18 protein-coding genes are annotated in these 20,235 nt (G+C 73.4%); 15 read left to right on the top strand and 3 right to left on the bottom strand.

Going from position 1 to position 20,235, the window contains the following annotated elements:
* Window positions 1-30 precede the first annotated feature (30 nt).
* Window positions 31-1,755 (top strand): acyl-CoA carboxylase subunit beta, encoded by a 1,725-nt coding sequence (locus MLV88_RS16885; RefSeq protein WP_242337710.1) that lies wholly within the window; start codon window positions 31-33, stop codon window positions 1,753-1,755.
* Between the two features lie 43 nt (window positions 1,756-1,798).
* Window positions 1,799-4,774: an ATP-binding protein gene (locus MLV88_RS16880; protein WP_243338051.1), complete on the top strand. Its 2,976-nt coding sequence runs from the start codon at window positions 1,799-1,801 to the stop codon at window positions 4,772-4,774.
* 133 nt (window positions 4,775-4,907) lie between these two features.
* Here MLV88_RS16880 and MLV88_RS16875 read toward each other — a convergent pair whose 3' ends face one another.
* Window positions 4,908-5,105: a hypothetical protein gene (locus MLV88_RS16875; protein WP_242337714.1), complete on the bottom strand. Its 198-nt coding sequence runs from the start codon at window positions 5,103-5,105 to the stop codon at window positions 4,908-4,910.
* A gap of 334 nt (window positions 5,106-5,439) precedes the next feature.
* Between MLV88_RS16875 and MLV88_RS16870 the strand changes: the two genes are divergently transcribed.
* The 3 genes from MLV88_RS16870 to MLV88_RS16860 all read left to right on the top strand — a co-directional run bounded on the left by MLV88_RS16870 (window position 5,440) and on the right by MLV88_RS16860 (window position 7,026).
* Window positions 5,440-6,396, top strand: coding sequence for a hypothetical protein (locus MLV88_RS16870; RefSeq protein ID WP_242359929.1), 957 nt, complete (start codon window positions 5,440-5,442; stop codon window positions 6,394-6,396).
* Complete coding sequence (locus tag MLV88_RS16865) at window positions 6,393-6,599, top strand: hypothetical protein (protein ID WP_242337718.1); 207 nt, start codon at window positions 6,393-6,395, stop codon at window positions 6,597-6,599. The genes MLV88_RS16870 and MLV88_RS16865 overlap by 4 nt, the downstream gene beginning before the upstream one ends.
* A 193-nt stretch (window positions 6,600-6,792) precedes the next feature.
* Entirely contained in the window at window positions 6,793-7,026 is a 234-nt protein-coding gene (locus MLV88_RS16860) for a hypothetical protein (RefSeq protein ID WP_242355122.1), read from the top strand.
* 36 nt (window positions 7,027-7,062) lie between these two features.
* Here the strand turns inward: MLV88_RS16860 and MLV88_RS16855 are convergent, their stop codons facing one another.
* A complete protein-coding gene (locus tag MLV88_RS16855; protein WP_242355124.1) occupies window positions 7,063-7,845 on the bottom strand; it encodes a DUF169 domain-containing protein in 783 nt (260 codons plus the stop codon).
* Window positions 7,846-8,040: 195 nt separating this feature from the next.
* Here MLV88_RS16855 and MLV88_RS16850 point away from each other — a divergent pair, with 195 nt between their 5' ends.
* Window positions 8,041-8,235 carry a hypothetical protein gene (locus tag MLV88_RS16850; RefSeq protein ID WP_243338049.1) on the top strand — a complete coding sequence of 65 codons (195 nt, stop codon included), beginning with the start codon at window positions 8,041-8,043 and terminating at the stop codon, window positions 8,233-8,235.
* 57 nt (window positions 8,236-8,292) lie between these two features.
* Here the strand turns inward: MLV88_RS16850 and MLV88_RS16845 are convergent, their stop codons facing one another.
* Window positions 8,293-8,730: a universal stress protein gene (locus MLV88_RS16845; protein WP_242337725.1), complete on the bottom strand. Its 438-nt coding sequence runs from the start codon at window positions 8,728-8,730 to the stop codon at window positions 8,293-8,295.
* Between the two features lie 187 nt (window positions 8,731-8,917).
* On the opposite strand from MLV88_RS16845, the gene MLV88_RS16840 reads away from it, so the two are divergent.
* The 9 genes from MLV88_RS16840 to MLV88_RS16800 all read left to right on the top strand — a co-directional run bounded on the left by MLV88_RS16840 (window position 8,918) and on the right by MLV88_RS16800 (window position 20,203).
* Entirely contained in the window at window positions 8,918-10,378 is a 1,461-nt protein-coding gene (locus MLV88_RS16840; protein ID WP_243338048.1) for a YhjD/YihY/BrkB family envelope integrity protein, read from the top strand.
* A gap of 82 nt (window positions 10,379-10,460) precedes the next feature.
* On the top strand, window positions 10,461-10,697 hold the full coding sequence (locus MLV88_RS16835) for a hypothetical protein (RefSeq protein WP_242337728.1): 237 nt from the start codon (window positions 10,461-10,463) through the stop codon (window positions 10,695-10,697).
* A gap of 309 nt (window positions 10,698-11,006) precedes the next feature.
* Window positions 11,007-12,038, top strand: a complete 1,032-nt coding sequence (gene hpnA / locus MLV88_RS16830; protein ID WP_243338047.1) for a hopanoid-associated sugar epimerase — start codon at window positions 11,007-11,009, stop codon at window positions 12,036-12,038.
* Window positions 12,023-13,033 (top strand): adenosyl-hopene transferase HpnH, encoded by a 1,011-nt coding sequence (hpnH, locus tag MLV88_RS16825; RefSeq protein ID WP_242337732.1) that lies wholly within the window; start codon window positions 12,023-12,025, stop codon window positions 13,031-13,033. Before hpnA ends, hpnH begins: the two co-directional genes overlap by 16 nt.
* Window positions 13,034-13,044: 11 nt before the next feature.
* Complete coding sequence (gene fni / locus MLV88_RS16820; RefSeq protein ID WP_243338045.1) at window positions 13,045-14,097, top strand: type 2 isopentenyl-diphosphate Delta-isomerase; 1,053 nt, start codon at window positions 13,045-13,047, stop codon at window positions 14,095-14,097.
* A complete protein-coding gene (locus tag MLV88_RS16815; RefSeq protein WP_242337736.1) occupies window positions 14,094-15,818 on the top strand; it encodes a phytoene desaturase family protein in 1,725 nt (574 codons plus the stop codon). The genes fni and MLV88_RS16815 overlap by 4 nt, the downstream gene beginning before the upstream one ends.
* The gene (locus tag MLV88_RS16810; RefSeq protein ID WP_242337738.1) at window positions 15,806-16,741 is read left to right on the top strand and encodes a phytoene/squalene synthase family protein; all 936 of its coding nucleotides are present in this window, start codon (window positions 15,806-15,808) and stop codon (window positions 16,739-16,741) included. Before MLV88_RS16815 ends, MLV88_RS16810 begins: the two co-directional genes overlap by 13 nt.
* Window positions 16,738-18,702: a squalene--hopene cyclase gene (gene shc, locus MLV88_RS16805; protein WP_243338042.1), complete on the top strand. Its 1,965-nt coding sequence runs from the start codon at window positions 16,738-16,740 to the stop codon at window positions 18,700-18,702. Before MLV88_RS16810 ends, shc begins: the two co-directional genes overlap by 4 nt.
* 7 nt (window positions 18,703-18,709) lie before the next feature.
* Window positions 18,710-20,203, top strand: a complete 1,494-nt coding sequence (locus MLV88_RS16800; protein ID WP_243338040.1) for a carotenoid biosynthesis protein — start codon at window positions 18,710-18,712, stop codon at window positions 20,201-20,203.
* Window positions 20,204-20,235: the final 32 nt, after the last annotated feature.

The following is a 20,235-nucleotide window of genomic DNA, read 5'->3' as shown; positions in this document are numbered from 1 at the left end:
TCACACAGCGTCGTACAGAGGACCGAGCCCATGGCCACGAAGGCGATCAAACCGATCCTGACCAACCCGCTCGATCCGGTCGAGAAGGTCGAGTTCAACATCCCGGGCGAGATCGCCCGCGAGACCGGCGGCTACGAGGAGGCGATGAGGGAAGGGCACGACCTCGTCCAGCGCCCCATCCGCTCGGTCAGCATCGAGCAGATCGAGAAGCAGCACTTCAAGCGGCGCATGACGGTCTGGGAGCGCATCCGCGTCCTGACGGACAAGGACCCCATCGTCCTCTACCAGAACTGGGGCAAGAACCTCGACGGCGCGTCGCTCGTCACGGCGGTGCTGAACGTCCGGGGCCGCGACGTCGCCTGCTACGGCCACGACTTCACCGTGCGCGCGGGCTCGATGGACGCGACGAACGGCTCGAAGCTCGCGCGCCTCTTCCGGCTCGCCGGCGAGAAGGGCATGCCGCTCATCGGCATGAACGACAGCGCCGGCGCGTACGTGCCGGCCGGCGTGGGCGGGCTCGACGGCTACGCCGAGGCGTTCACCGCGCTGCGCAAGATCAGCGGCGTCGTGCCGTCCATCATGTGCATGTTCGGCTTCAACGCGGGCGGCGGCTCGTACCTGCCGCGCCAGGGCAGCTTCGTCATCCAGCCGAACGACACCTTCTTCGGCCTCACCGGCCCGGGCGTCGTGAAGTCGGTGCTCGGCGAGGACATCACGCCCGAGGAGCTCGGCGGCCCCAAGGTCCACGGCGCCTCCGGCGTCGCCGACCTCACCGTGGCGGACGAGCTCGCCGCGCTCCGCCAGGCGGTGCGCCTGCTCGCCTACCTCCCCGACAACAACGGCGTCTCCGCGCCGTTCCAGCCGACGAGCGACCCGCTCGACCGGAAGACCTGGGAGATCAACACGCTGCTCAAGAAGGCGTTCAACTCGCCGACCGGCTTCAACACGCCGTTCGACGTGTCGATCATCATCCAGCAGGTGTGCGACTACGGCGACTACTTCGAGATCCAGCCGGAGCGCGCGCGGGAGGTCGTCACCGCGTTCGGCCGGCTCGGCGGGAACGTCGTCGGCTTCGTCGCGAACAACAGCGCCGTCGGCTCCGGGCAGATCGACTGCGACACCGCGCTGAAGATCGCGAGGTTCGTGCGGTTCTGCAACATCTACAACATCCCCATCATCTTCATGGAGGACACGACCGGCTTCCTCCCCGGCCGCGAGCAGGAGGCGCGCGGCATCGTGCAGGCGGGCCGCTCGATGCTCGACGCGATCGTCGACGTGCGCACCCCGCGCATCCTGCTCATCCTGCGCAACGCCTTCGGCGGCGCGTACGCGTCCTACAACAACTACCCGACCGGCGCGGACCTCGTGCTCGCGCTGCCGACCACGCGCCTCGCGGTGATGGGGCCGGCGGGCAAGGAGTTCGTCTACAAGGACGAGCTGCGCAAGGTCCGCGGCGCGGCGGCCGAGATGGTGAAGAAGGGCGTCGAGCAGCGCACCGCCGCCGGCATGGAGGGCCCCGCCGCCAAGAAGGACGCGGAGAAGGAGGCGGCGGAGTGGCTGAAGCAGCAGGAGGCCGCGCTCAACCGCCGCTACGAGAAGGAGCTCATGAACCCGAAGGAAGGGCTCGCGCTCGGCTCCATCTCCTCGCTCGTGATGCCCACCGAGCTGCGCAAGGTCCTCGGCGAGAACATGGGCTTCCTGCTCCGGCACTACAAGCCGTCCCCGATGTCCGGCCCGCAGCGCGAGTTCCACTAGGTCCGCGGCTCGACCCGAATCCAAGACTGGAGACTTGAGACCGATGGCTCCGACCGCCGACTACTACAAGACGAACCCCCTCGTTCACCGCGACCGCCGCCTCGGCAAGGCCGGCTCCGCGTGGATCCGCTCCTTCGCCTGCGAGGACCTGAAGCCGCTCATCGTCTGCCGCGGCCCGATCCGCAAGGAGGCGATGGACGTCTTCGAGGAGATGGGGATCCGCCACTACGGCATCCTCCTCTCCGAGAAGGACTCCATCGTCTACGCGAACGCGCTCGCCCCCGAGCTGCGCCAGCTCACCGACACGAGCCGCGTGCACCGGGTCCCCGACTACACCGGCGCGACGAAGGAGGAGCGCGTCGAGCGGATGAACCAGATCGTCCGCATCGCGCACGAGAACGGCTACGACTCGGTGTTCGCCGGCTACGGGTTCATGGCGGAGGACGAGGAGTTCGTCGCGACGCTCGAGCGGGCGGGCCTGAAGTTCATCGGCCCGAACTCGGTGACGCAGGCGCGCGCCGGCAAGAAGGACGAGGCCAAGCGGACCGCGCTGGAGGTGGGCGTCTCCGTGACGCCCGGCGTGAACAACGTCACCGCGCGCACGCTCCTCTCGAAGCACAAGACGCGCAAGGCGCTCCTCGCGCTCGTGGAGGCGGAGGACCTCACCGTCGACCGGAAGCTCCTCAAGGACGAGCAGCTGTCGCTCGAGGAGCTCGCCGACCACGTCCTCATGGCGTCCTATGCCAAGGGGATCGACCTCTACACCATCGACGAGCTCGGCTGGCAGGTGCAGCGCGAGGTCGCCGAGATGTTCAAGAAGCACCCCGGCACGCGCGTGCGCCTCAAGGCCATCGGCGGCGGCGGCGGCAAGGGCCAGCGCATCCTGGGCGGCGCGCTCCTCACCGCGAGGCACGCCGACGCGAAGCTCATCGAGGAGGCGGCCGCCGAGGCCCCCACGCTCGTCCGCGAGGTCCTGAACGAGGTCAAGGCGACCGGCGTCGGCGACAACAAGAACGTCCTCATCGAGCTCAACATCGAGCAGACCCGCCACAACGAGATCCAGCTCCTCGGCAACGGGAAGTGGTGCGTCTCGCTCGGCGGCCGCGACTGCTCCCTGCAGATGCACGAGCAGAAGCTCCTCGAGATCTCGGTCACGCAGGAGGGGCTCGCCGCCGCCATCGAGCGCTCGGAGCGGGCAGGGCGGAAGGACGAGGCCCGCGCGCTCGCGACCGACCTCGAGATCCTGAAGCGGATGGAGGACGACGCGGCCCGCTTCGGCGCCGCGGTCGGGCTCGACTCGGCCTCGACCTTCGAGTGCATCGTCGATCGCGACCGCTACTACTTCATGGAGGTCAACACCCGCATCCAGGTCGAGCACCGGGTGACGGAGCTCTGCTACTCGCTGCGCTTCGCGAACCCGGACGACCCGAGCGACGCGTTCGTGGTCGAGTCGCTCGTCGAGGCGATGGCGCTCCTCGCGCGCCACAAGGAGCGGCTCCCGAAGCCCACGCGGATCCCGCGCTTCGGCGCCGCGGCCGAGGCGCGCCTCAACGCGACCGACGCCTCGCTCTCGCCGCACGCGGGCGGCCTCATCCGCTTCTGGTCGAAGCCCATCGAGGGCGAGATCCGCGACGACCAGGGCATCAGCATGCCGAACCCGGACACCGGCATGTTCATGCGCTACCACGTGGCGGGCGCGTACGACTCCAACATCGCGCTGCTCCTCACGAAGGGCGAGGATCGCCTCGACAGCTACCTCCACCTCGCCAAGGTGCTGCGCAAGACGAGCCTGCGCGGCGTGAACCTCGCCACGAACCTCGAGTTCCACTACGGGCTCGTCAACTGGTTCCTCGGCCAGAACGTGATGGCGAAGCCGACCACCCGCTTCGTCGTGCCGTACCTCACGCTCGTGGGGCTCCTCGCCGAGGAGGGGAGCAAGCTCGACACCGCCTACGCGTTCGCCGAGATGAAGAAGCACTACGCGGCGCAGATCGCGAAGGAGAGCCCCGGCGACCCGTCGGTCACGAAGGCCATGGCGGAGGTGATCGACCGCAAGCTCACCCTGCTCACGCGCGTGATGGATCGGCTGCTCGAGGCGCCGCACCTCCTCGCCGGCTGGCTCAGCCTGAACCGCAAGCACTACCGGCTCGAGCAGGGCAAGGTGTTCTGGATCCGCAACCCGCTCGGCGTGCTCAACGACACGTACGAGTACCTGAACATGGGGTGGGACGCGCGGAAGCCGGCCGCCGAGGTGATCTGGCAGCACGACCACGAGTTGCTCCAGAAGTCGATCCGGTTCTACGTGGCGCTCCGGAAGACGTTCGGCCTCAAGAAGGAGGAGTTCTACAAGCTGAACGAGATCCTGAAGAGCGAGGCCCCGCAGGGCGGCTACGACGCCGAGACCTGGAGCCAGATCCGCGCCGCGCACCTCGGCTACGAGGCCGGCAACGAGCTGCTCGGGCTCCTCTTCACCGTCGCCGAGGCGGTGAAGTTCTTCGACTTCCGCGTGGAGGCGAACCTCGACGTCACGATCCCCGCGTACCTCAACGATCCCGAGCTCCAGGCGCGCATGAAGAAGGTGCTCGTGCCGCCGCCCGCGACGAAGGCCGACGAGCTCGTCGCCCCGTTCGGCGGCATGCTCTACCGCCAGGAGGCGCCCGGGAGGCCGCCCTTCGTCAGCGAGGGCGTGCACTTCGACAAGGGGCAGGCGCTCTACATCATCGAGGTCATGAAGATGTTCAACACCGTCCGCGCGCCGTTCTCCGGCACGATCGACCGGGTCCTCATGACGGGGCCGGACGGGACGGTCGTGCAGAAGGGCCAGCCGCTCTTCAAGATCACGCCGGACGAGAAGTTCGTCGCGCAGGATCCCAAGCTCATCGAGCGCGAGCGGCGCGCGCGCACCGCCGAGCAGCTCCAGGCGGTGCTCATGACGCCGTACGAGAAGCTGTACGACGTCGAGCCGCGCGAGGTGGAGCTGGACCTCGTGCGGGCCGGCGACTACGTCCTCGCCGTGTAGCCGGGCGGCCCGTCCGGCCGCCGGACCCTCGAGAGCCTCGCCCGGCGGGCGGGGCTCTTCGTTTCTTCTTTGGCGGGGCACCTCGTCCAGACGAGACGGGGCGGCGGCTGCCGGCGCGCGCGGCGCCCGCCGCTCACTGGCGGCGGCGCCCCTCGCCCGCGACGAGCTCGAGGCGACGTGCCTCCGCCGTCCCCGCGGCGCGCGCGCGGCTCTCGGTGCAGAAGCTCGCGAGCAGCTGCCCGTCCACGGTCACGCGCCAGAGGTGCGAGTCGACGCGCTCGATCGCGACGAGGTGCCCGCGAACGGACCGGGTGATGCGCGCGGCGCTCATCGTTCATTGTTAATCGCGCCAGCGGTGAATAGCCCGCCCACGAGGGGCCGGAGCGCGGCTCGGAGAGACGGGGCTCGGACGTCCCTCCACGAGCGGTCAAGCCGGGTCCGTGCCGGGCGAGCCGGCGCTCGGGGCTTCCCAGCGGAGGGCGCAGGGCGTACAAGAGACGCGCGCCGGCCGGATCGGGCGTAGCGACCGGAAACGAGCGAGCGCCCTCCTCGACGGCAGACCCCAGACCGCGCTCTCCCGCTTTGCGACGCAGGCATCACCGCGTCGGGCGCGTGCGCGCGTCCTCTCGCGACACACGCGCTACAAGCCTTGCGAAAGGACGTCGATGGCCGATCTGAAGGAAGGAATGCTGGTACAGCACGCGTCCCTGGGAGTCGGCAAGGTCGTCGCCCTCGAGGCGAACGCGGTGCACGTCTTCTTCCCCGACAGCGAGAAGCGCTTCGCCGCGAAGCTCCGCCTGCCCGCCGCGAGGGCGCTGCTCTCGACCGACGGCCTGGAGCGGAACTCCTGGCTCGAGGGGCTCTCGTCCTTCGCGCTCGACGCGCAGAGCGGCCGATACGCGCTCGCCGCGAACTTCCTCACCCACGAGGAGGCGGTCGCCGAGTTCCAGGCGCTCTATCCGCAGGGCTTCGCCGATCCCGCCTACACCGCGAGCGGCAAGCGCGAGCGGGCGGCGCGGTGGCGCGCGGCGAGCGCCGCGTGGAAGGAGACGTTCCCGAGCGGCGAGGGCGCGCGGCTGGCCGACGAGGGCGAGGTGGGCGAGCTCGTGAAGCGGATCTCCCGCTCCGCTCCGCTCGCGGCGCTGTTCGACCCGGTGCTCGAGGAGGACGGCCTCGCCGAGGTGTTCGAGGACGAGGCCGCCGCTCGCGCCTTCTTCGACGCGCTGTTCGGCCTGCTCTCCGTCCCGGTCCCGGCCCGCGCCCGCTTCGACAAGCTCTTCGCGGCCGCCGCGGGGCTGGCCGTGGCGCCCGCCTCGAGCTGGGCGCTGGCCACGGCGCTCCCGCTCCTCGCCGACCCCGGCCGCCACGTCGTCATCTGGCCCAAGTCGACCCGCGCCGCCGCGGAGCGGCTCGGCTGCGACCTCCGCTACGACCCCGCGCCCAACTGGGCGACCTACTCCGCCGTGCGGGCGTTCGCGACGCAGCTCCGGGAGCGCCTCGCTCCGCTCGGCGCCCAGGACTTCGTGGACGTCGAGGTCTTTCTGAACGTCGTCGCCACGGCTCGCCGCCCGCAGCCCGCGGCGGTCGACGGCGCGACCACTCGCTCGAGGAGGACGCGGTGAACGACGGGTTCAAGGATCTCAAGGGCCGCATCCGCAAGCTCGAGGAGCAGCTCGTCGCACGCGGCCACGTCGACGTCGACTTCGCGCAGGCGGTGAGCCGGGTCCGGCGCGCGGTGCGCCACGGCGATCGCTCGCGGGAGCCGAGCCCGGAGCTGCGCGGGCTGCTCGAGCGCGCGGAGACCCTCGCTCGCAAGAGCACCTGAGCCGCTCCGGCGTCCTCCGCCGCCGCGCCGGGCATGGTCCCGGCAGCGGCGGTCTCCGTCCGATCCGGGAGGCGGCACGCCCCGCGAGGTGCGGCGAGCGCTCCCTCCTCGGCGCGGCGAGCGGCGGCTCGATGCCTGCAGAGCCGGGCACGGGGCGCTACAAGCTTCCAAGGTGTGACCGTCGCTCGGAGCCGTGGCTCCCTCCCCGGCCGCGCCCAAGGGAGACGAGATGGAGCACCCGGAGAAGGCCAGGCTCATCCACCATTACGACCGGGAGCGGGCCGGCATCCTCTGCGGCATCGAGGACCGGACCGCCCACTGGACCACGCGCAGGACCGTCAACTGCCCGCGCTGCAGCGAGATGCTGCGGGCGCGCGAGCAGCGGCCGTCCGCGCCGGAGGCGACGCACGCCGCAGACGCGGGCTGAGCCTGCACGAGCGGCCGCCGGCGCCTGCGAGCGCGCTCACTCCTCGCCCGCACGCCAGCGGCGCTCGAGCTCGACGTAGCTCGGCGGGAACGCCGGCTGCGCCCGCAGCGCGAACGAGGGGATGGGGTAGCGGATGCCGCCCCGGCCCGTCCCCTCCAGGCCGGCGACGATCGCGTCCGCCATCCCGAACGGGAAGGTGAACGCCAGCTCGTCGTCCGCGGCGAGGCCGAACAGCCGATCGCCGTAGCACGGCAGGATGAGCTGCGGCTCCTTCGTCTGGCGCGTCCGGATGACGATGTCGGCGCAGTCGCCGCGCCCGGTGAACTCCGCCTTGAAGCTGCCGCCCCGCTCGTAGAGCGCGGCGTTCACGAGCCGGAGCACCTGGGCCGAGTTTCCGTAGACCACCACCGTCTCGGGCTCGAAGGTCGATCGCTCGAGGGGGCCGACCACGACGCCGGAGATCTCGTCGCGGGCGAGGCGCGGCAGCGCCGACTCGAACGCCGCGCCGGCCTCCTGGCACGACGCGTACATCCCCTCGGCGAGCGCGCCGCGCTCGTAGTACGGGATGCGATCCTCGAACCCGAACGCCGCCTTGGCGATGGGGCAGGCGAGATCCTCGCCCGTGAACGCGATCGTCCAGCCGTAGCGGCGCGCGAGCGCGACGCACTGGCAGATCGCGACCTGCGCGCCGAGGTCCTTCGACGGCCGCTTCGCCTTCGCGGGGACGGGCTCGCCGGGCGCGAGCGGGCGGATCGCGACCGGGAAGGTGGCGACGCGGAGGTGCTTCTCGAGGTGCTTCGCGAGCGTGGGGGCGTCCATGAGGGGCTCCTCGGTCATGCGGGGCGCCCCACGATGCCACGCTCCGGGGGTGCTGCTCGACGCTTCGCGGGGGACGAGCGGACCGCCTGGCCTCTGCGAGCCCCGCCGCCGCACGTTACAACCCCTGGCAGGCGGGCCCGGTGCAGGGGCGGCTGGTCCCTCACCCGGCCCGCGGTTTCGACGGACGGAGACGCAATGGAGCAGCACGAGCAGAAGAAGATCGTCCACTACTACGACCGCGAACTGCAGCGGATCCTGTGCGGTGTCGTGGACCCCGGCGCCCACTGGACCATTCGCAGCCGGGTGAACTGCGAGCTCTGCAGCACGCTCCTCCGCGAGCGCCGGCTGCCGGTCGCCGCCCCCGAGGCTGCCGTCGCGGCGGACGCCTGAGCGAGCGCGCCCGAGGCGGCGCGCGGTGCGCCCGCCGCGGGCGCGTCCGCGCGTGCCTCAGGAGGCGATGCGCGAGCGCACCGTCAGCACGGGGATGGGCGAGAGGCGCACGACGCGCTCGGCGACGCTCCCCATGAACGCGTGAGCGAAGCCGCGCCGCCCGTGGGTGCCCAGCACGACGAGGTCCGCGCCCGCCTCCGCGGCGGCCGCGAGGATCTGCTCCCACGGCGCGCCTACCCGCACGGTGCCCTTCACCCCGGGGCACACGTCGCGGATCGACGTGAGCAGCTCCTCGAGCTTGGTCTCCGCGAGATCGGTGATGGGAGTCACGAGGTCGACCGGCGCGGCGAACTCCGTGTAGGTCGGGACCTCGGCGACGTGCGCGACCGTCAGCTGGGCGCCGGCGTCGCGCGCGATCGTGACCGCCATCTCGAGCGCCCGGCCCGAGGCCTCGCTGAAGTCGGTCGCGGCGAGGACGTGCTTGAACGTGGCCATGGCTTCCCTCCGTGCTCCCAGAGCGATCTTCCTCCTGTGCCGCCGGGCGGTGATCGCCGGCGGACCGCGAAAAGAAGGGGCTCCCCTCGCCGCGGTGTCCCGGCCGGGCGTCCCGGCGCCAGACGAGCGGCCGGGGCGGTGAGCGCCCGGCGCGGCGCGATCCTGCGAGGCGAAGGATCATGGAGGAGTGAGCGACGCCGCCTCGCACCCCGTCGACCGGCTGCGCGAGTTCTTCGCGGTGCGCATCTGGGACGTCCGCCCCGCGGAGCTGCCCCGCGCGAAGGCCGCGCTGTTCCGCGCGAGCCGGCTCGGCTACTCGACCCTCCGCGGGTTCCTCGAGAACCGGCTCACCGTCCGCGCCGCCGCGCTCACGTACTACAGCGTGCTCTCGGTGGTGCCGTTCCTCGCGTTCGCCTTCGCGGTGCTGAAGGGCTTCGGCGCCTACCAGGCGTTCGTCGAGGGCTTCGTGAGGCCGTACCTCGCCGACACGTTCGGGCCGAACCCGGCCCTGTTCCAGGCGAGCGAGCGGATCCTCGAGTTCGTCGATCGAACCGACGTGTCGCGCCTCGGCGCTGTGGGGCTCCTCGTCCTCGTCTACACGAGCGTGTCGCTCGTCTCGAGCATCGAGATGGCCCTCAACGACGTGTTCGGCGCCAAGACCACCCGCCCGTTCCTGCGCCAGATCACCGACTACGTGACGCTGCTCGTGACCACGCCGATCCTGGTCTTCGCGGCGGCGACGGTCTCCACCGCGGCGCAGAGCTCGAGCGTGGTCGTGTTCCTGCGCGAGCGGCTCGGCCTCGGCCCCGCGATCGACTTCGCGCTCGGCTTCACCCCGGTGGTGGTGGTCGGCCTCGCGCTGTTCGCGATGTACGTGATCCTGCCCAACGTCCGGGTCCGCCCGCTGTCGGCGCTCCTCGGTGCGCTGCTCGCCGCGATCGGCTGGCAGGGATCGCTCGTCGTGCACGTGCAGCTGCAGATGGGCGTCGCGAAGTACAACGCGCTCTACTCCGTCCTCGGCGCCATCCCGATCTTCCTCGTCTGGACCTACGTCTCGTGGCTCATCGTGCTCGTCGGCGCGGAGGTCGCGGCGAGCCACCAGAACGAGCAGGTCGTGCGCGAGCGGCTCCGCGGCCACCGGGCGGACCAGGCGCTGAAGGAGACGCTCGCGGTCGCCGCCGCCGCGCAGCTCACGCGCGACTACCTCGCGGGCGGGACGCGACGGACGCCCGTCGAGCTCGCCCAGCTCCTCGAGGTCCCGCCGGCGGAGGTCGAGGAGATCCTCGAGGCGCTCGCGCGGGCCGGGCTCCTCGTCCGCGCCGTCTCAAGCCACGGCGTCGGCTACGTCCCCGGGCGCGACGTGGACGCCATCCGCGCGAGCGACCTGCGGGAGGCGCTCCGCCGCGAGCCGGGCGTGGACGACGTGCGCGCCGCGGTCCTGCGGCGGCTCGGGCCGGAGCTGCAGCGCCTCCTCCACGCGACCGAGGAGGAGCGCCGCTCCTCTCCGCACAACGCGACGCTGCGCGAGCTCGCCGCCCTCGCGCGCGACCCCGCGCCGGGCTCGAGCGGCGCGCGCGGAGCGGGGGGCGGGCGGGCGGGGGATCGCCCCGAGGTGCTCGACGGGAAGGCGCCGGACTCGCCTGGATAGCCGAGGCCACGGCGAGCGCCCGAGCTCCCGGGGCCGCGCGCGCCGGCACGTCCCATGCTTTGCAGACCGCCAGGAGGAGCTCATGGCCAGGCGGGCGACCGAGTGGACGACGCTGCGGATCCGATGCTGCCGATGCGGGCGCGTCGATCGCTTCGTGGTCCCGGCAGCGGCGGCGTTCTCGCTGGCGGACCGGCTGATGCTCGCGCCGTGCGCGGGGACCCTCGGGCGCCAGGCGCCGTGCAACAGCCGGGATCGCCGCCTCGACGTCCGGCCCGCGGCGGCGGCGGAGCGCCACGGGGCTGCCGCCATTCCGGGCTGAGGCTGCTCACCGCAGCGGCAAGTCGCGCAGGATCCGCACACTGGATCGCGCTCACCTGGGGTGCATGCGCCCCGAGTGGGCGCGCGGTCGAGGTGCTTACGCCTCGGACGGTCGCACCCCATCGCGCGACCGCATCCGGACGACCCTAATACTGTTGCGTGATCGGCGGGAGGAACGAATCCTACACCCCTCGCCACAGGCGGGAGCTTCACTCTCGGGCGACGCGCCCCACGGCGCGCTGCGAGGCGGAATGGCGGGACTGCGCGAGGAGATCGACTCGTCGGAAGATCCGGCGCCACGGGGGACGCCGTGACCGGCCGTGCGCTCGTGACCGGCGCGACGGGCTTCGTCGGGGCGAACGTGGCGCGGCTCCTCCTCGAGCGCGGCGCGGAGGTGCGCGTCCTCGTGCGGCCCGGATCGCCGCGCGCGAACCTCGACGGCCTCCCCGTCGAGATCGCCGTGGGCGACCTGCGCGACCGCGAGGCGGTGCGACGGGCGGTGCGAGGCTGCCGCCGCGTGTTCCACGTCGCGGCGGACTACCGGTTCTGGGCGCGCGACCCGCGCGAGCTGTACGCCTCCAACGTGGACGGCACCGTGCACGTCATGGACGCGTGCCTCGCCGAGGGGGTGGAGCGCGTCGTCCACACCTCCACGGTCGGGACGGTCGGGCTCTCAGCGCTCCCCACGCCCTGCGACGAGACGACGCCGCTCGCGCCCGGCCAGCTCACCAGCCACTACAAGCGCTCGAAGCTCGCCGGGGAGCGGGCCGCGCTCTCCTACGTCGCGCGCGGCCTCGCGGTCGTGGTGGTGAACCCGTCCGCCCCGGTGGGCGCGTGGGACGTGAAGCCGACCCCGACCGGGCGGATCCTGGTGGACTTCGCGCGCGGCCGGCTCCCGGCCTTCGTGGACACGGGGCTCAACGTGGTGCACGCGCGCGACGTCGCCGAGGGCCACCTGCTCGCCGCGGAGCGCGGGCGCGTCGGCGAGCGCTACATCCTCGGCCACCGGAACATGACGCTCGCCGAGATCCTCGCCGAGGTCGGCGCGATCCTCGGACGTCCGGCCCCGCGCGTGCGGCTCCCCTACCTCGCCGCCCTCGCGGTCGGCGCGCTCGACACGGCGGTGTCGCGCCTCGTCACCCACCGGCCGCCCTCGGTCGCGCTCGAGGCGGTGCGCATGGCCCGCCGGCGCATGTTCTTCGACGCAGCCAAGGCGGTGCGGGAGCTCGGGCTGCCCCAGACGCCGGTGCGGATCGCCTTCGAGGATGCGCTCACGTGGTTCGGGGAGCGGGGCTACTTCCCGCGCCCCGGAGAGGGGAAGGCGGCATGGGCATCCCGCTGAAGCAGGCGGTGGCGGTGGGCCGGTACATCGTGGCCCAGAAGCTGCGCGGGCGGGCGCGCTACCCGCTCGTGCTGATGCTGGAGCCGCTCTTCCGCTGCAACCTCGAGTGCGCCGGCTGCGGGAAGATCCAGCACCCCGAGGCCGTGCTGCGGAGCTCGCTCACGCCCGAGCAGTGCTGGGCGGCCTCCGACGAGTGCGGAGCGCCCGTCGTGAGCATCGCCGGCGGCGAGCCGCTCCTCCACCCCGAGATCGCCCGCATCGCGCGCGGGCTCGTGGAGCGCGGCCGGTTCGTCTACCTGTGCACGAACGCCATCCTGCTCGAGAAGAAGCTCGCGCTCTTCGAGCCGCACGGGCGGCTGACGTTCAACGTGCACCTCGACGGCGTGGAGGCGCGCCACGACGCGTCGGTGCAGCGCGCCGGCGTCCACCGGGCCGCCGTGGCGGCCATCCGCGCGGCGCGGGCGCGCGGCTTCCGCGTGACGACCAACTCGACCCTCTTCGTCGGCCAGGACCCGGAGGAGGTGCACCGGTTCTTCGACGAGGTGATGGCGCTCGGCGTGGAGGGCATGACGGTCTCTCCCGGCTACGGCTACGAGCGGGCGCCGGACCAGGAGCACTTCCTGCGGCGGGACGAGACGCGCGCGCTGTTCCGCCGCGTGCTCGCGCCCGCGCGCGAGCGCGGCTGGCGCTTCAATCACTCGCCGTTCTACCTCGACTTCCTCGCCGGGCTCCGCGACTACCAGTGCACGCCGTGGGGCAGCCCCAACTACAGCGTCCTCGGCTGGCAGCGCCCCTGCTACCTTTTCTCGGAGGGCGGCCACGCGAAGACCTTCGCCGAGCTCATGGAGACGACGGACTGGGAGAAGTTCGGGGCGGGGCGCCACCCGCGCTGCGCCGACTGCATGGTGCACTCGGGCTACGAGCCCTCCGCGGTGCAGGACTCGATGGCCACCGTCGGGAACGTCGTCCGCTCCGTGCGGTCGCTCATGCGCTGAGGGAGGTAGGGATGTCCATCGCCGAGCGGAAGGACAGCCACCTCGCCCTGTGCCTCGCGGAGGAGGTCGAGCTCCCGGGCGGCGACGCCACCGGGTTCGCCGCGCTGCGCTTCGACCACGACGCGCTGCCCGAGGTGGACCTCGCGGCGGTGCGGACCGAGACGGAGCTCTTCGGCAAGCGGCTCGCCGCGCCCATCGTGGTCGGCGCGATGACGGGCGGGACGCCGCGCGCCGGCGAGGTGAACCGGCGCCTCGCGCGCGCCGCGGAGCGCTGCGGCGTGGGCTTCGCGCTCGGCTCGCAGCGGCGCATGCTCCAGGACCCTTCGACCCGCGACAGCTACGCGGTGCGCGAGGCCGCGCCGGGCCTGCCGCTCCTCTTCGGGAACCTCGGCGCCGTGCAGCTCAACCTGGGCGTGGGCGTCCCGGAGGTCAGGCGGCTCGTGGCCGAGGTCGGCTGCGACGCCTTCAACTTCCACCTGAACCCGCTCCAGGAGGCGATCCAGCCCGAGGGCGACACCCGCTTCGCGGCGCTCCTGCCGAGGCTCGCCGCGGTGATCCCGGAGCTGGGCGTCCCCGTGCTGCTGAAGGAGGTCGGCGCTGGCATCTCCCGCACGACCGCGCGGAAGATCGCGGCGCTGCCGGTGGCTGGGGTGGAGACCGGGGGGCTCGGGGGGACCTCCTGGGCCCGGGTCGAGAGCCTGCGGGCGCGCGATCCGGCGCGGCGCGACCTCGGCGAGACGTTCGCGCGCTGGGGGATCCCCACCGTCGAGAGCATCGCCGCCTGCCGCGCGGCGCTACCGGAGCGGGTGGTCGTCGCCTCCGGGGGGATCCGGAACGGGATCGAGATCGCGAAGGCGCTGGCGCTCGGGGCGGACGCGGTGGCGCTCGCCCTGCCGCTCCTGCGCGCGGCGGAGCGGTCCTGGGAGGCGGCGGCCGAGGAGCTCGAGCGGCTCGTCCAGGAGCTGCGCCTCGCCATGTTCCTCACCGGCTGCACGCGCGTCGCCGAGCTGCGCGACCGCCCGCTCTCCCGCGCCCGCGACCTCACCGCGTTCCCCCCGAAATGACCGAGCCCGACGACAAGGCGCGCTCGCGCCGGGAGGCGCGCGAGGAGGCGGCGGCGGGCCGCTTCGACGCGATCGTCGTCGGCGCCGGGATCGCAGGGCTCGTGGCCGCGTCCGACCTCTGCCAGCGCGGGCACCGCGTCCTCGTCCTCGAGCACGACCACCAGGCGGGCGGGCTCATGGGCGGCATCCGCCGCCGCGGCTTCTACTTCGACGTCGGCTGCCAGTCGTTCGAGGACATGGGCATCGTCTTCCCGCTCCTCGAGCAGTACGGGCTCGCGGACCTCGCGCGCTTCCGCCGCGCCCACTACCGGCTCGTCATGCCGGGGGTGGACGTGGACGTGACCTCGCTCGGCGCGGTGAGCCGGGCGCTCCAGCAGGCGTTCCCGGAGAGCGCGGCGTCGCTCGGCCGGGTGTTCGCCTTCCACGAGCGGACCTCCGCGCTGCTCTCGCGCCTGTTCGTCCCGGAGCGGGTCCCCTACGTCCGCGACGCGGGCGGGACGAGCGCCGCGCGCTGGGCCCTCGGGGCGCTGGAGCGCGAGGCGGTGCGCTCGCCGGCGGTGCTCCTCCGGCGCCTCCGCGATCTCCGCACGCTGCTCCTCGACGACTCCGCGGCCTGGTACGCGCGCGAGCTCCCGCCGTCCGGCGTGCGCGACCTCCTCGCGAGCTGCGGCTACACGCGGATGAACGTGTTCGTCGCGTCGGCCTTCTGGCACCTGTGGGCGAGCGACTACTGGTACCCGGAGGGCGGGCTGCAGGGGTTCTTCGACCGCTGGGTGGCGCGGCTCGAGGAGCGCGGCGTGCGGTTCCTCTTCCGGCGCACGGTCGCGGCGCTCGACGTGAGCGGCGACCGCGCGGTCGCGGTGCGGACCGCGCGCGGCGAGCGGCTGGAGGCGGAGGAGGTCGTCTACACCGGGGACTACCGCTTCGCGGTCCACCGGCTCGTGGGGCGCGAGCGCTTCTCGCCCGCCGCGCTCGCGCGCCTCGACCGCGCGCGCACGTCCGACGCGCTCGTCTCCGTGTACCTGGGCCTCGACCTCGCGCCCGAGGCGCTCCGCGAGCGGCTCCGCACCTCGCACGTCTTCTACTTCCCCTCGTTCGCGTGCAAGACCGCGCTGGATCCCGCCGATCCGGACGCGCACCGGCACGCCTTCCTGGAGGTGACGGCCCACGGCCTCCGCGACCCGTCGCTCGCTCCCGCGGGGAAGTCCGCGCTCGTCGTGCAGGCGTTCACGCGCCACGACTGGCAGGACGGCTGGCGCACGGGCCTCTCGGGCGATCCGGCCCGCGAGGCGGCGCGGCCGCCGCCCAGGCCGGCGGCGTACCGCGCGCTGAAGCGGCAGGTCGCCGCGGAGCTCCTCGAGAAGCTCGACGGGCTCGTCCCCGGGGTGGCCGACCGCGTCGTCCACCTCGACGTCGGCGCGCCGCCGTCCACCGTGCGCTTCACGCGCAACGCCTTCGGCGGCTCCTGCGGGTTCGAGCTCAACCTCAGGAGCTTCCCGTTCTCGAACCCGCTCGCGCACGTCGAGACGCCGCTCGAGAACTTCCACACCGCCGGGCACTTCACCGTCTGGCCGGGCACCGTGCCGACTGCGGCGCTCTCCGGGAAGATCGCCGCGCGCCGCGCCCACGCGCGGCTCGCCCGCCGGAGGGGGCGCGCCCGCGCGCGGCCGGCCGCGCCGTCCGAGCAGCTCGTCGAAGGGGGGACCGAATGGACACCGTGACAGTGGGCGCCGAGCGCGGGCGCACGCCCGCCCTGGCGGAGCTGGGGCGGCGGGGGCTCGCCGAGTGCTGGGACATCCTCCGCGTGCACGGGAAGACGTTCCACATGATGGCGAAGCTGCTCGGGCCCGAGCGCGGGAGCGACATCGCCGCGCTGTACGGGTTCGCGCGGGTGGCCGACGACGCGGTGGACGTCCCCGGGCCGGACGACACGCCCGACGCCATCCGGGGGAAGCTCGCCGCGATGCTCGAGGAGCTGCGCCGGGCCGTGCTCGGGCAGAGCGTGCAGCCGCGCTTCGTCGCGCTCGGCGAGACGGTGCGCCGCCACGGCATCCCCCTCGAGCCGTTCGACGACCTCGTGGCCGGGCTGCTCATGGACCTGGACGGCGCGCGCTACCGGACCTTCGCCGACCTCGAGCGCTACTGCTACCGGGTCGCCGGGACGGTCGGGCTCATGATCACCCCGGTCGCGGGCTACCGCGCCGGCACGGAAGCGCTCGAACACGCGAAGACGCTCGGCACCGCCATGCAGCTCACGAACATCCTGCGCGACGTCGGCGAGGACCTCGCGCTCGGGCGCGTGTACCTGCCGGAGGAGGACCTGGCGCTCTTCGGCCTCGGCGAGGGCCACCTCTCGGCGCGGCGGGTGGACGGCCGCTTCCGGGCGCTGATGGACTTCGAGATCGCGCGGGCGCGCGGGCTGTACGAGCGCGGCCTGGCGCTCATCCCGCTCCTCGCGGACGCGCGCGGGCGCCTGGCGTTCCAGTTCGCCGTGGACGCCTACTCCGCCATCCTCGGCAAGATCCGCGCGAACGGCTACGACGTCTTCCGCCGCCGCGCGAGCCTCTCGGCGAGCGAGAAGCTGGCGCTCGTGCCGGGCGCCCTGTGGAGGGCCTCGCTCGCCGCCAACGGCCACGCGCAATGAGCGGCCACGTCCGCCTCGCGGAGGACCCCCTCGCGCGCGCGGCGCGCCGCGCGGCCCTCGCCGCGCAGGACTTCCTCTACCGCACCCAGCGGCGCGACCACTGGCGCGGCGAGCTCGAGTCGAACGTCACGGTGACCGCCGAGTACGTGCTCCTGCGCCAGGCGCTCGGGCTCGACCTCACCGCGCGCCGCGGTTCGCTCGTCCGCTACCTCTGCTCCCGCCAGAAGCCGGACGGCAGCTTCGGCATCGCCTCGACGCTCCCCGGGGACGTCTCCACGACCGCCGAGGCGTACCTCGCGCTGCGCCTGCTCGGGGTCGCCCGGGAGGACGAGCGGCTCCTCGCCGCGGAGCGGGCCATCCGCGCCGCGGGAGGCCTCGCGCGGGTGCGCGTGTTCACGCGCATCAACCTCGCGCTCTTCGGGCTCTTCCCCTGGGACGCCGTCCCCATCGTCCCGGCGGAGGTCATCTTCCTGCCGCGCTGGGCGCCGGTGAACGCGTACCGGCTCGCGAGCTGGGCGCGCTCGACGATGATCCCGCTCTTCGTGCTCTTCCACCACCGGCCGGTCTTCGCGCTCCCGAACGGCCGCTCCGACGCGAACTCCTGGCTCGACCACCTCTGGCTCGATCCCGCCGAGAAGCGCGTGCCGTACCGCGAGTCGGTCCTCGCGACGGTGCGCCGGCACGGGCTCGGCTGGAAGGCGTTCTTCAACGCCGCGGACGTGGCCCTCCGCGCGCACGAGCGGGTCCGGCGCGTGCCGCCGCTCACGCGGCTGCGGGCGGAGGCGCTCCGCGCCTGCGAGGAGTGGATCCTGGCCCGGCAGGAGGCGAGCGGCGACTGGGCCGGGATCTTCCCGCCCATGCTGAACGGCGTCCTCGCGCTCCACGCGGCCGGCCGCGGGCTCGACTCGGACCCGGTCAGGCGCGGGCTCGAGGCGATCGAGCGATTCACCCTGAGCGACGCGGAGGGCTTCCGGGTGGAGGCCTGCCAGTCGCCGGTCTGGGACACGATCCTGGCGCTCATCGGCCTCGTCGACGCGGGCGCCGATCCCGCCGATCCGCGCCTGCTCGCGGCGCGCCGCTGGATCGAGGGGATGCAGCTCACGAACGACTGGGGCGACTGGCGCGTCTACGATCCGCGGGGCCCGCCCGGCGGCTGGGCCTTCGAGTACGCGAACAGCTGGTACCCGGACGTGGACGACACCGCCGCGGTGATCATCGGCCTCCTGAAGCAGGACCCCGCCTCGCGGGAGGGCGACGCGGTCCGCCGGGCGGCGGCCTGGGTCGCGAGCATGCAGAACCGGGACGGCGGCTGGGCCGCGTTCGACCGCGACAACGACAAGCGGTTCCTGAACGACATCCCGTTCTCGGACATGGACTCGCTCTGCGACCCGTCGAGCCCCGACGTGACCGGGCGCGTGCTCGAGGCCTTCGGGCTCCTCGACGACCCGCGCCTCCGAGGCGCCTGCCGGCGCGGTGTCGCCTACCTCCGCCGCGCGCAGGAGCCGGAGGGGAGCTTCTACGGGCGCTGGGGGGTGAACTACGTGTACGGCACGTCGAACGTCCTCGCCGGCCTCGCGCGCCAGCGCGTCCCTCGGTCGGACGCGATGGTCGGGCGCGCGCTCCGCTGGCTCGAGTCGGTGCAGAACGCCGACGGCGGCTGGGGAGAGGGGCTCGAGTCCTACGCCGACCGCGCCGCGATGGGGCGCGGCCCCTCCACCGCCTCGCAGACGGCGTGGGGGCTCATCGGGCTCCTCGCCTACGGCTCCGGGGGGGACGACGCGATCCGGCGCGGCGTGGCGTGGCTCGTCGAGCGGCAGCTGACGGACGGGGAGGAGGCCGGGTCGTGGAGCGAGGAGGCGTTCACCGGCACCGGCTTCCCGCGCCACTTCTACCTCCGCTACCACCTCTACCGGCACTACTTCCCGCTCATGGCGCTCGGGCGGTTCGCGCGGAGCGGCTAGGCCGCCCATGGCGCTCGCGGACACGGCGGCGCTGCTCTGGGGCACGGTCGTCCACCGTCCGTACGTGTACGCGTTCTTCGCGTGCTTCCTCGTGTTCGCGCTGCACCAGCTCGGTCCGCGCCGGACGCTCGTCTTCGGGGTGACGACCTGGCTCCTCGCCTTCGGCGCGGAGTACAGCTCCACCCGCAACGGCTTCCCCTTCGGGCCGTACCGCTACTTCGACGAGACGCGCACGCGCGAGCTCTGGATCGCGAACGTGCCGTTCTGGGACTCGCTGTCCTTCGTGTTCCTCTCCTACTTCTCGCTCGCGCTGGCCGGCGCGCTCCTGTCGCCGCCGGAGGAGCGCGGCCGGGGGCGCGCCCCGGGCCTCCTCCACCCGCTGGCGCCGCTCCTCGCCGGCGTGCTCATGACGCTCCTCGACGTCGTCATCGACCCGGTGACGCTGCAGGGGGAGAAGTGGTTCCTGGGGCGCATCTACGACTACCCCTACCGCGGGTTCTACTTCGGCGTGACCGCCGCCAACTTCGCGGGCTGGTTCCTCGTCGGCGCCGTGAGCGCGTGGGTGTTCCAGCGCTGCGCAGCGAGCCTCCCGGGCTGCCGCGGGCCGTTCCGGCGGGTGCACCCGCGCTTCGTCCCCGGGATCTACGCCGTGTACGCGGGCGTCCTCGCCTTCAACCTCGCGGTCACGATCGCGATCGGCGATCACGCGCTCGCGGCGGCGAGCGCGACGGTGTCCGCCCTCACGCTCGCGGCGCTGGCGGTGCGGCTCCGCGCGCCCCGCCGGGCGGCGGGCATCGTGGTCTGCGCCGCGACCTTCGCCGAGGCGGCCGCCTGCCGCCGCGGGATCTCGGACGCGGACGCGGCGGGGCTCGAGGTGCTCTGCACCGGCGTCGGGCCGGAGCGCGCGCGGGCGGCGCTCGCGGCGCGGCTCGCGCGCGGACCGCGGCCTTCGCTCGTGGTGTCGTCGGGGTTCGCCGGCGCGCTCTCGCCGGGGCTCGAGGTGGGCGCGGTCGTGACCGCGCGGTCGGTGCACCGGCTCGCGGACGGAGAGCGGGCCGCGCTGGAGCTGCCCCCGGCGCTCCTGCGGCTCGCGCCCGGCGCCCGCCCGGTCGAGCTCTCGTCCGCGGCCGAGGTGCTCGCCGCCGCCGGCCACGGTCTCCGCGCGCCCGCCGCCGGCGACATGGAATCCGCCGCGCTCGCGCGGACCGCCGCCGAGGCCGGGATCGCGTTCTCGGTGCTCCGCGTCGTCACCGACACGCCCGCGGCGCCGCTGCCTCCCGTGGCCCGCAGCGTCGCGGCCGCCCTCGCGGCGCGGGGCCTCTCCCGCGGCGGGCACCTCGTCCGGACGCTCTCGGACGCGCTCGGCAGGCCGCGCGAGACGATCGCCTTCGTCCGTGCCTCGCTCGGCTGGTGCCGCCGGCTGCGCGAGACGTGGCGGACCTTCGCGCCGCTCCTCGCCGCCACCGCGCGGGAGGCCGAGCCGACGCGCTCGGCCTCGTGAGGCCAGGCGGCGGTCCGGCGAGCAGGAGCCCC

Source organism: Anaeromyxobacter soli, assembly GCF_022808855.1.
Classification (GTDB): Bacteria; Myxococcota; Myxococcia; order Myxococcales; family Anaeromyxobacteraceae; genus Anaeromyxobacter; species Anaeromyxobacter soli.
The sequence above is the reverse complement of the archived record's forward strand: the minus strand, read 5'-3'. Positions and strand labels throughout refer to the sequence as shown.

Coding starts and splice junctions, on each gene's coding strand:
- MLV88_RS16885 (WP_242337710.1), top strand. CDS start 31: ATGGCCACGAAGGCGATCAAACCGATCCTGACCAACCCGCTCGATCCG.
- MLV88_RS16880 (WP_243338051.1), top strand. CDS start 1,799: ATGGCTCCGACCGCCGACTACTACAAGACGAACCCCCTCGTTCACCGC.
- MLV88_RS16875 (WP_242337714.1), bottom strand. CDS start 5,105: ATGAGCGCCGCGCGCATCACCCGGTCCGTTCGCGGGCACCTCGTCGCG.
- MLV88_RS16870 (WP_242359929.1), top strand. CDS start 5,440: ATGGCCGATCTGAAGGAAGGAATGCTGGTACAGCACGCGTCCCTGGGA.
- MLV88_RS16855 (WP_242355124.1), bottom strand. CDS start 7,845: ATGGACGCCCCCACGCTCGCGAAGCACCTCGAGAAGCACCTCCGCGTC.
- MLV88_RS16850 (WP_243338049.1), top strand. CDS start 8,041: ATGGAGCAGCACGAGCAGAAGAAGATCGTCCACTACTACGACCGCGAA.
- MLV88_RS16845 (WP_242337725.1), bottom strand. CDS start 8,730: ATGGCCACGTTCAAGCACGTCCTCGCCGCGACCGACTTCAGCGAGGCC.
- MLV88_RS16835 (WP_242337728.1), top strand. CDS start 10,461: ATGGCCAGGCGGGCGACCGAGTGGACGACGCTGCGGATCCGATGCTGC.
- hpnH (WP_242337732.1), top strand. CDS start 12,023: ATGGGCATCCCGCTGAAGCAGGCGGTGGCGGTGGGCCGGTACATCGTG.
- fni (WP_243338045.1), top strand. CDS start 13,045: ATGTCCATCGCCGAGCGGAAGGACAGCCACCTCGCCCTGTGCCTCGCG.
- MLV88_RS16815 (WP_242337736.1), top strand. CDS start 14,094: ATGACCGAGCCCGACGACAAGGCGCGCTCGCGCCGGGAGGCGCGCGAG.
- MLV88_RS16810 (WP_242337738.1), top strand. CDS start 15,806: ATGGACACCGTGACAGTGGGCGCCGAGCGCGGGCGCACGCCCGCCCTG.
- shc (WP_243338042.1), top strand. CDS start 16,738: ATGAGCGGCCACGTCCGCCTCGCGGAGGACCCCCTCGCGCGCGCGGCG.
- MLV88_RS16800 (WP_243338040.1), top strand. CDS start 18,710: ATGGCGCTCGCGGACACGGCGGCGCTGCTCTGGGGCACGGTCGTCCAC.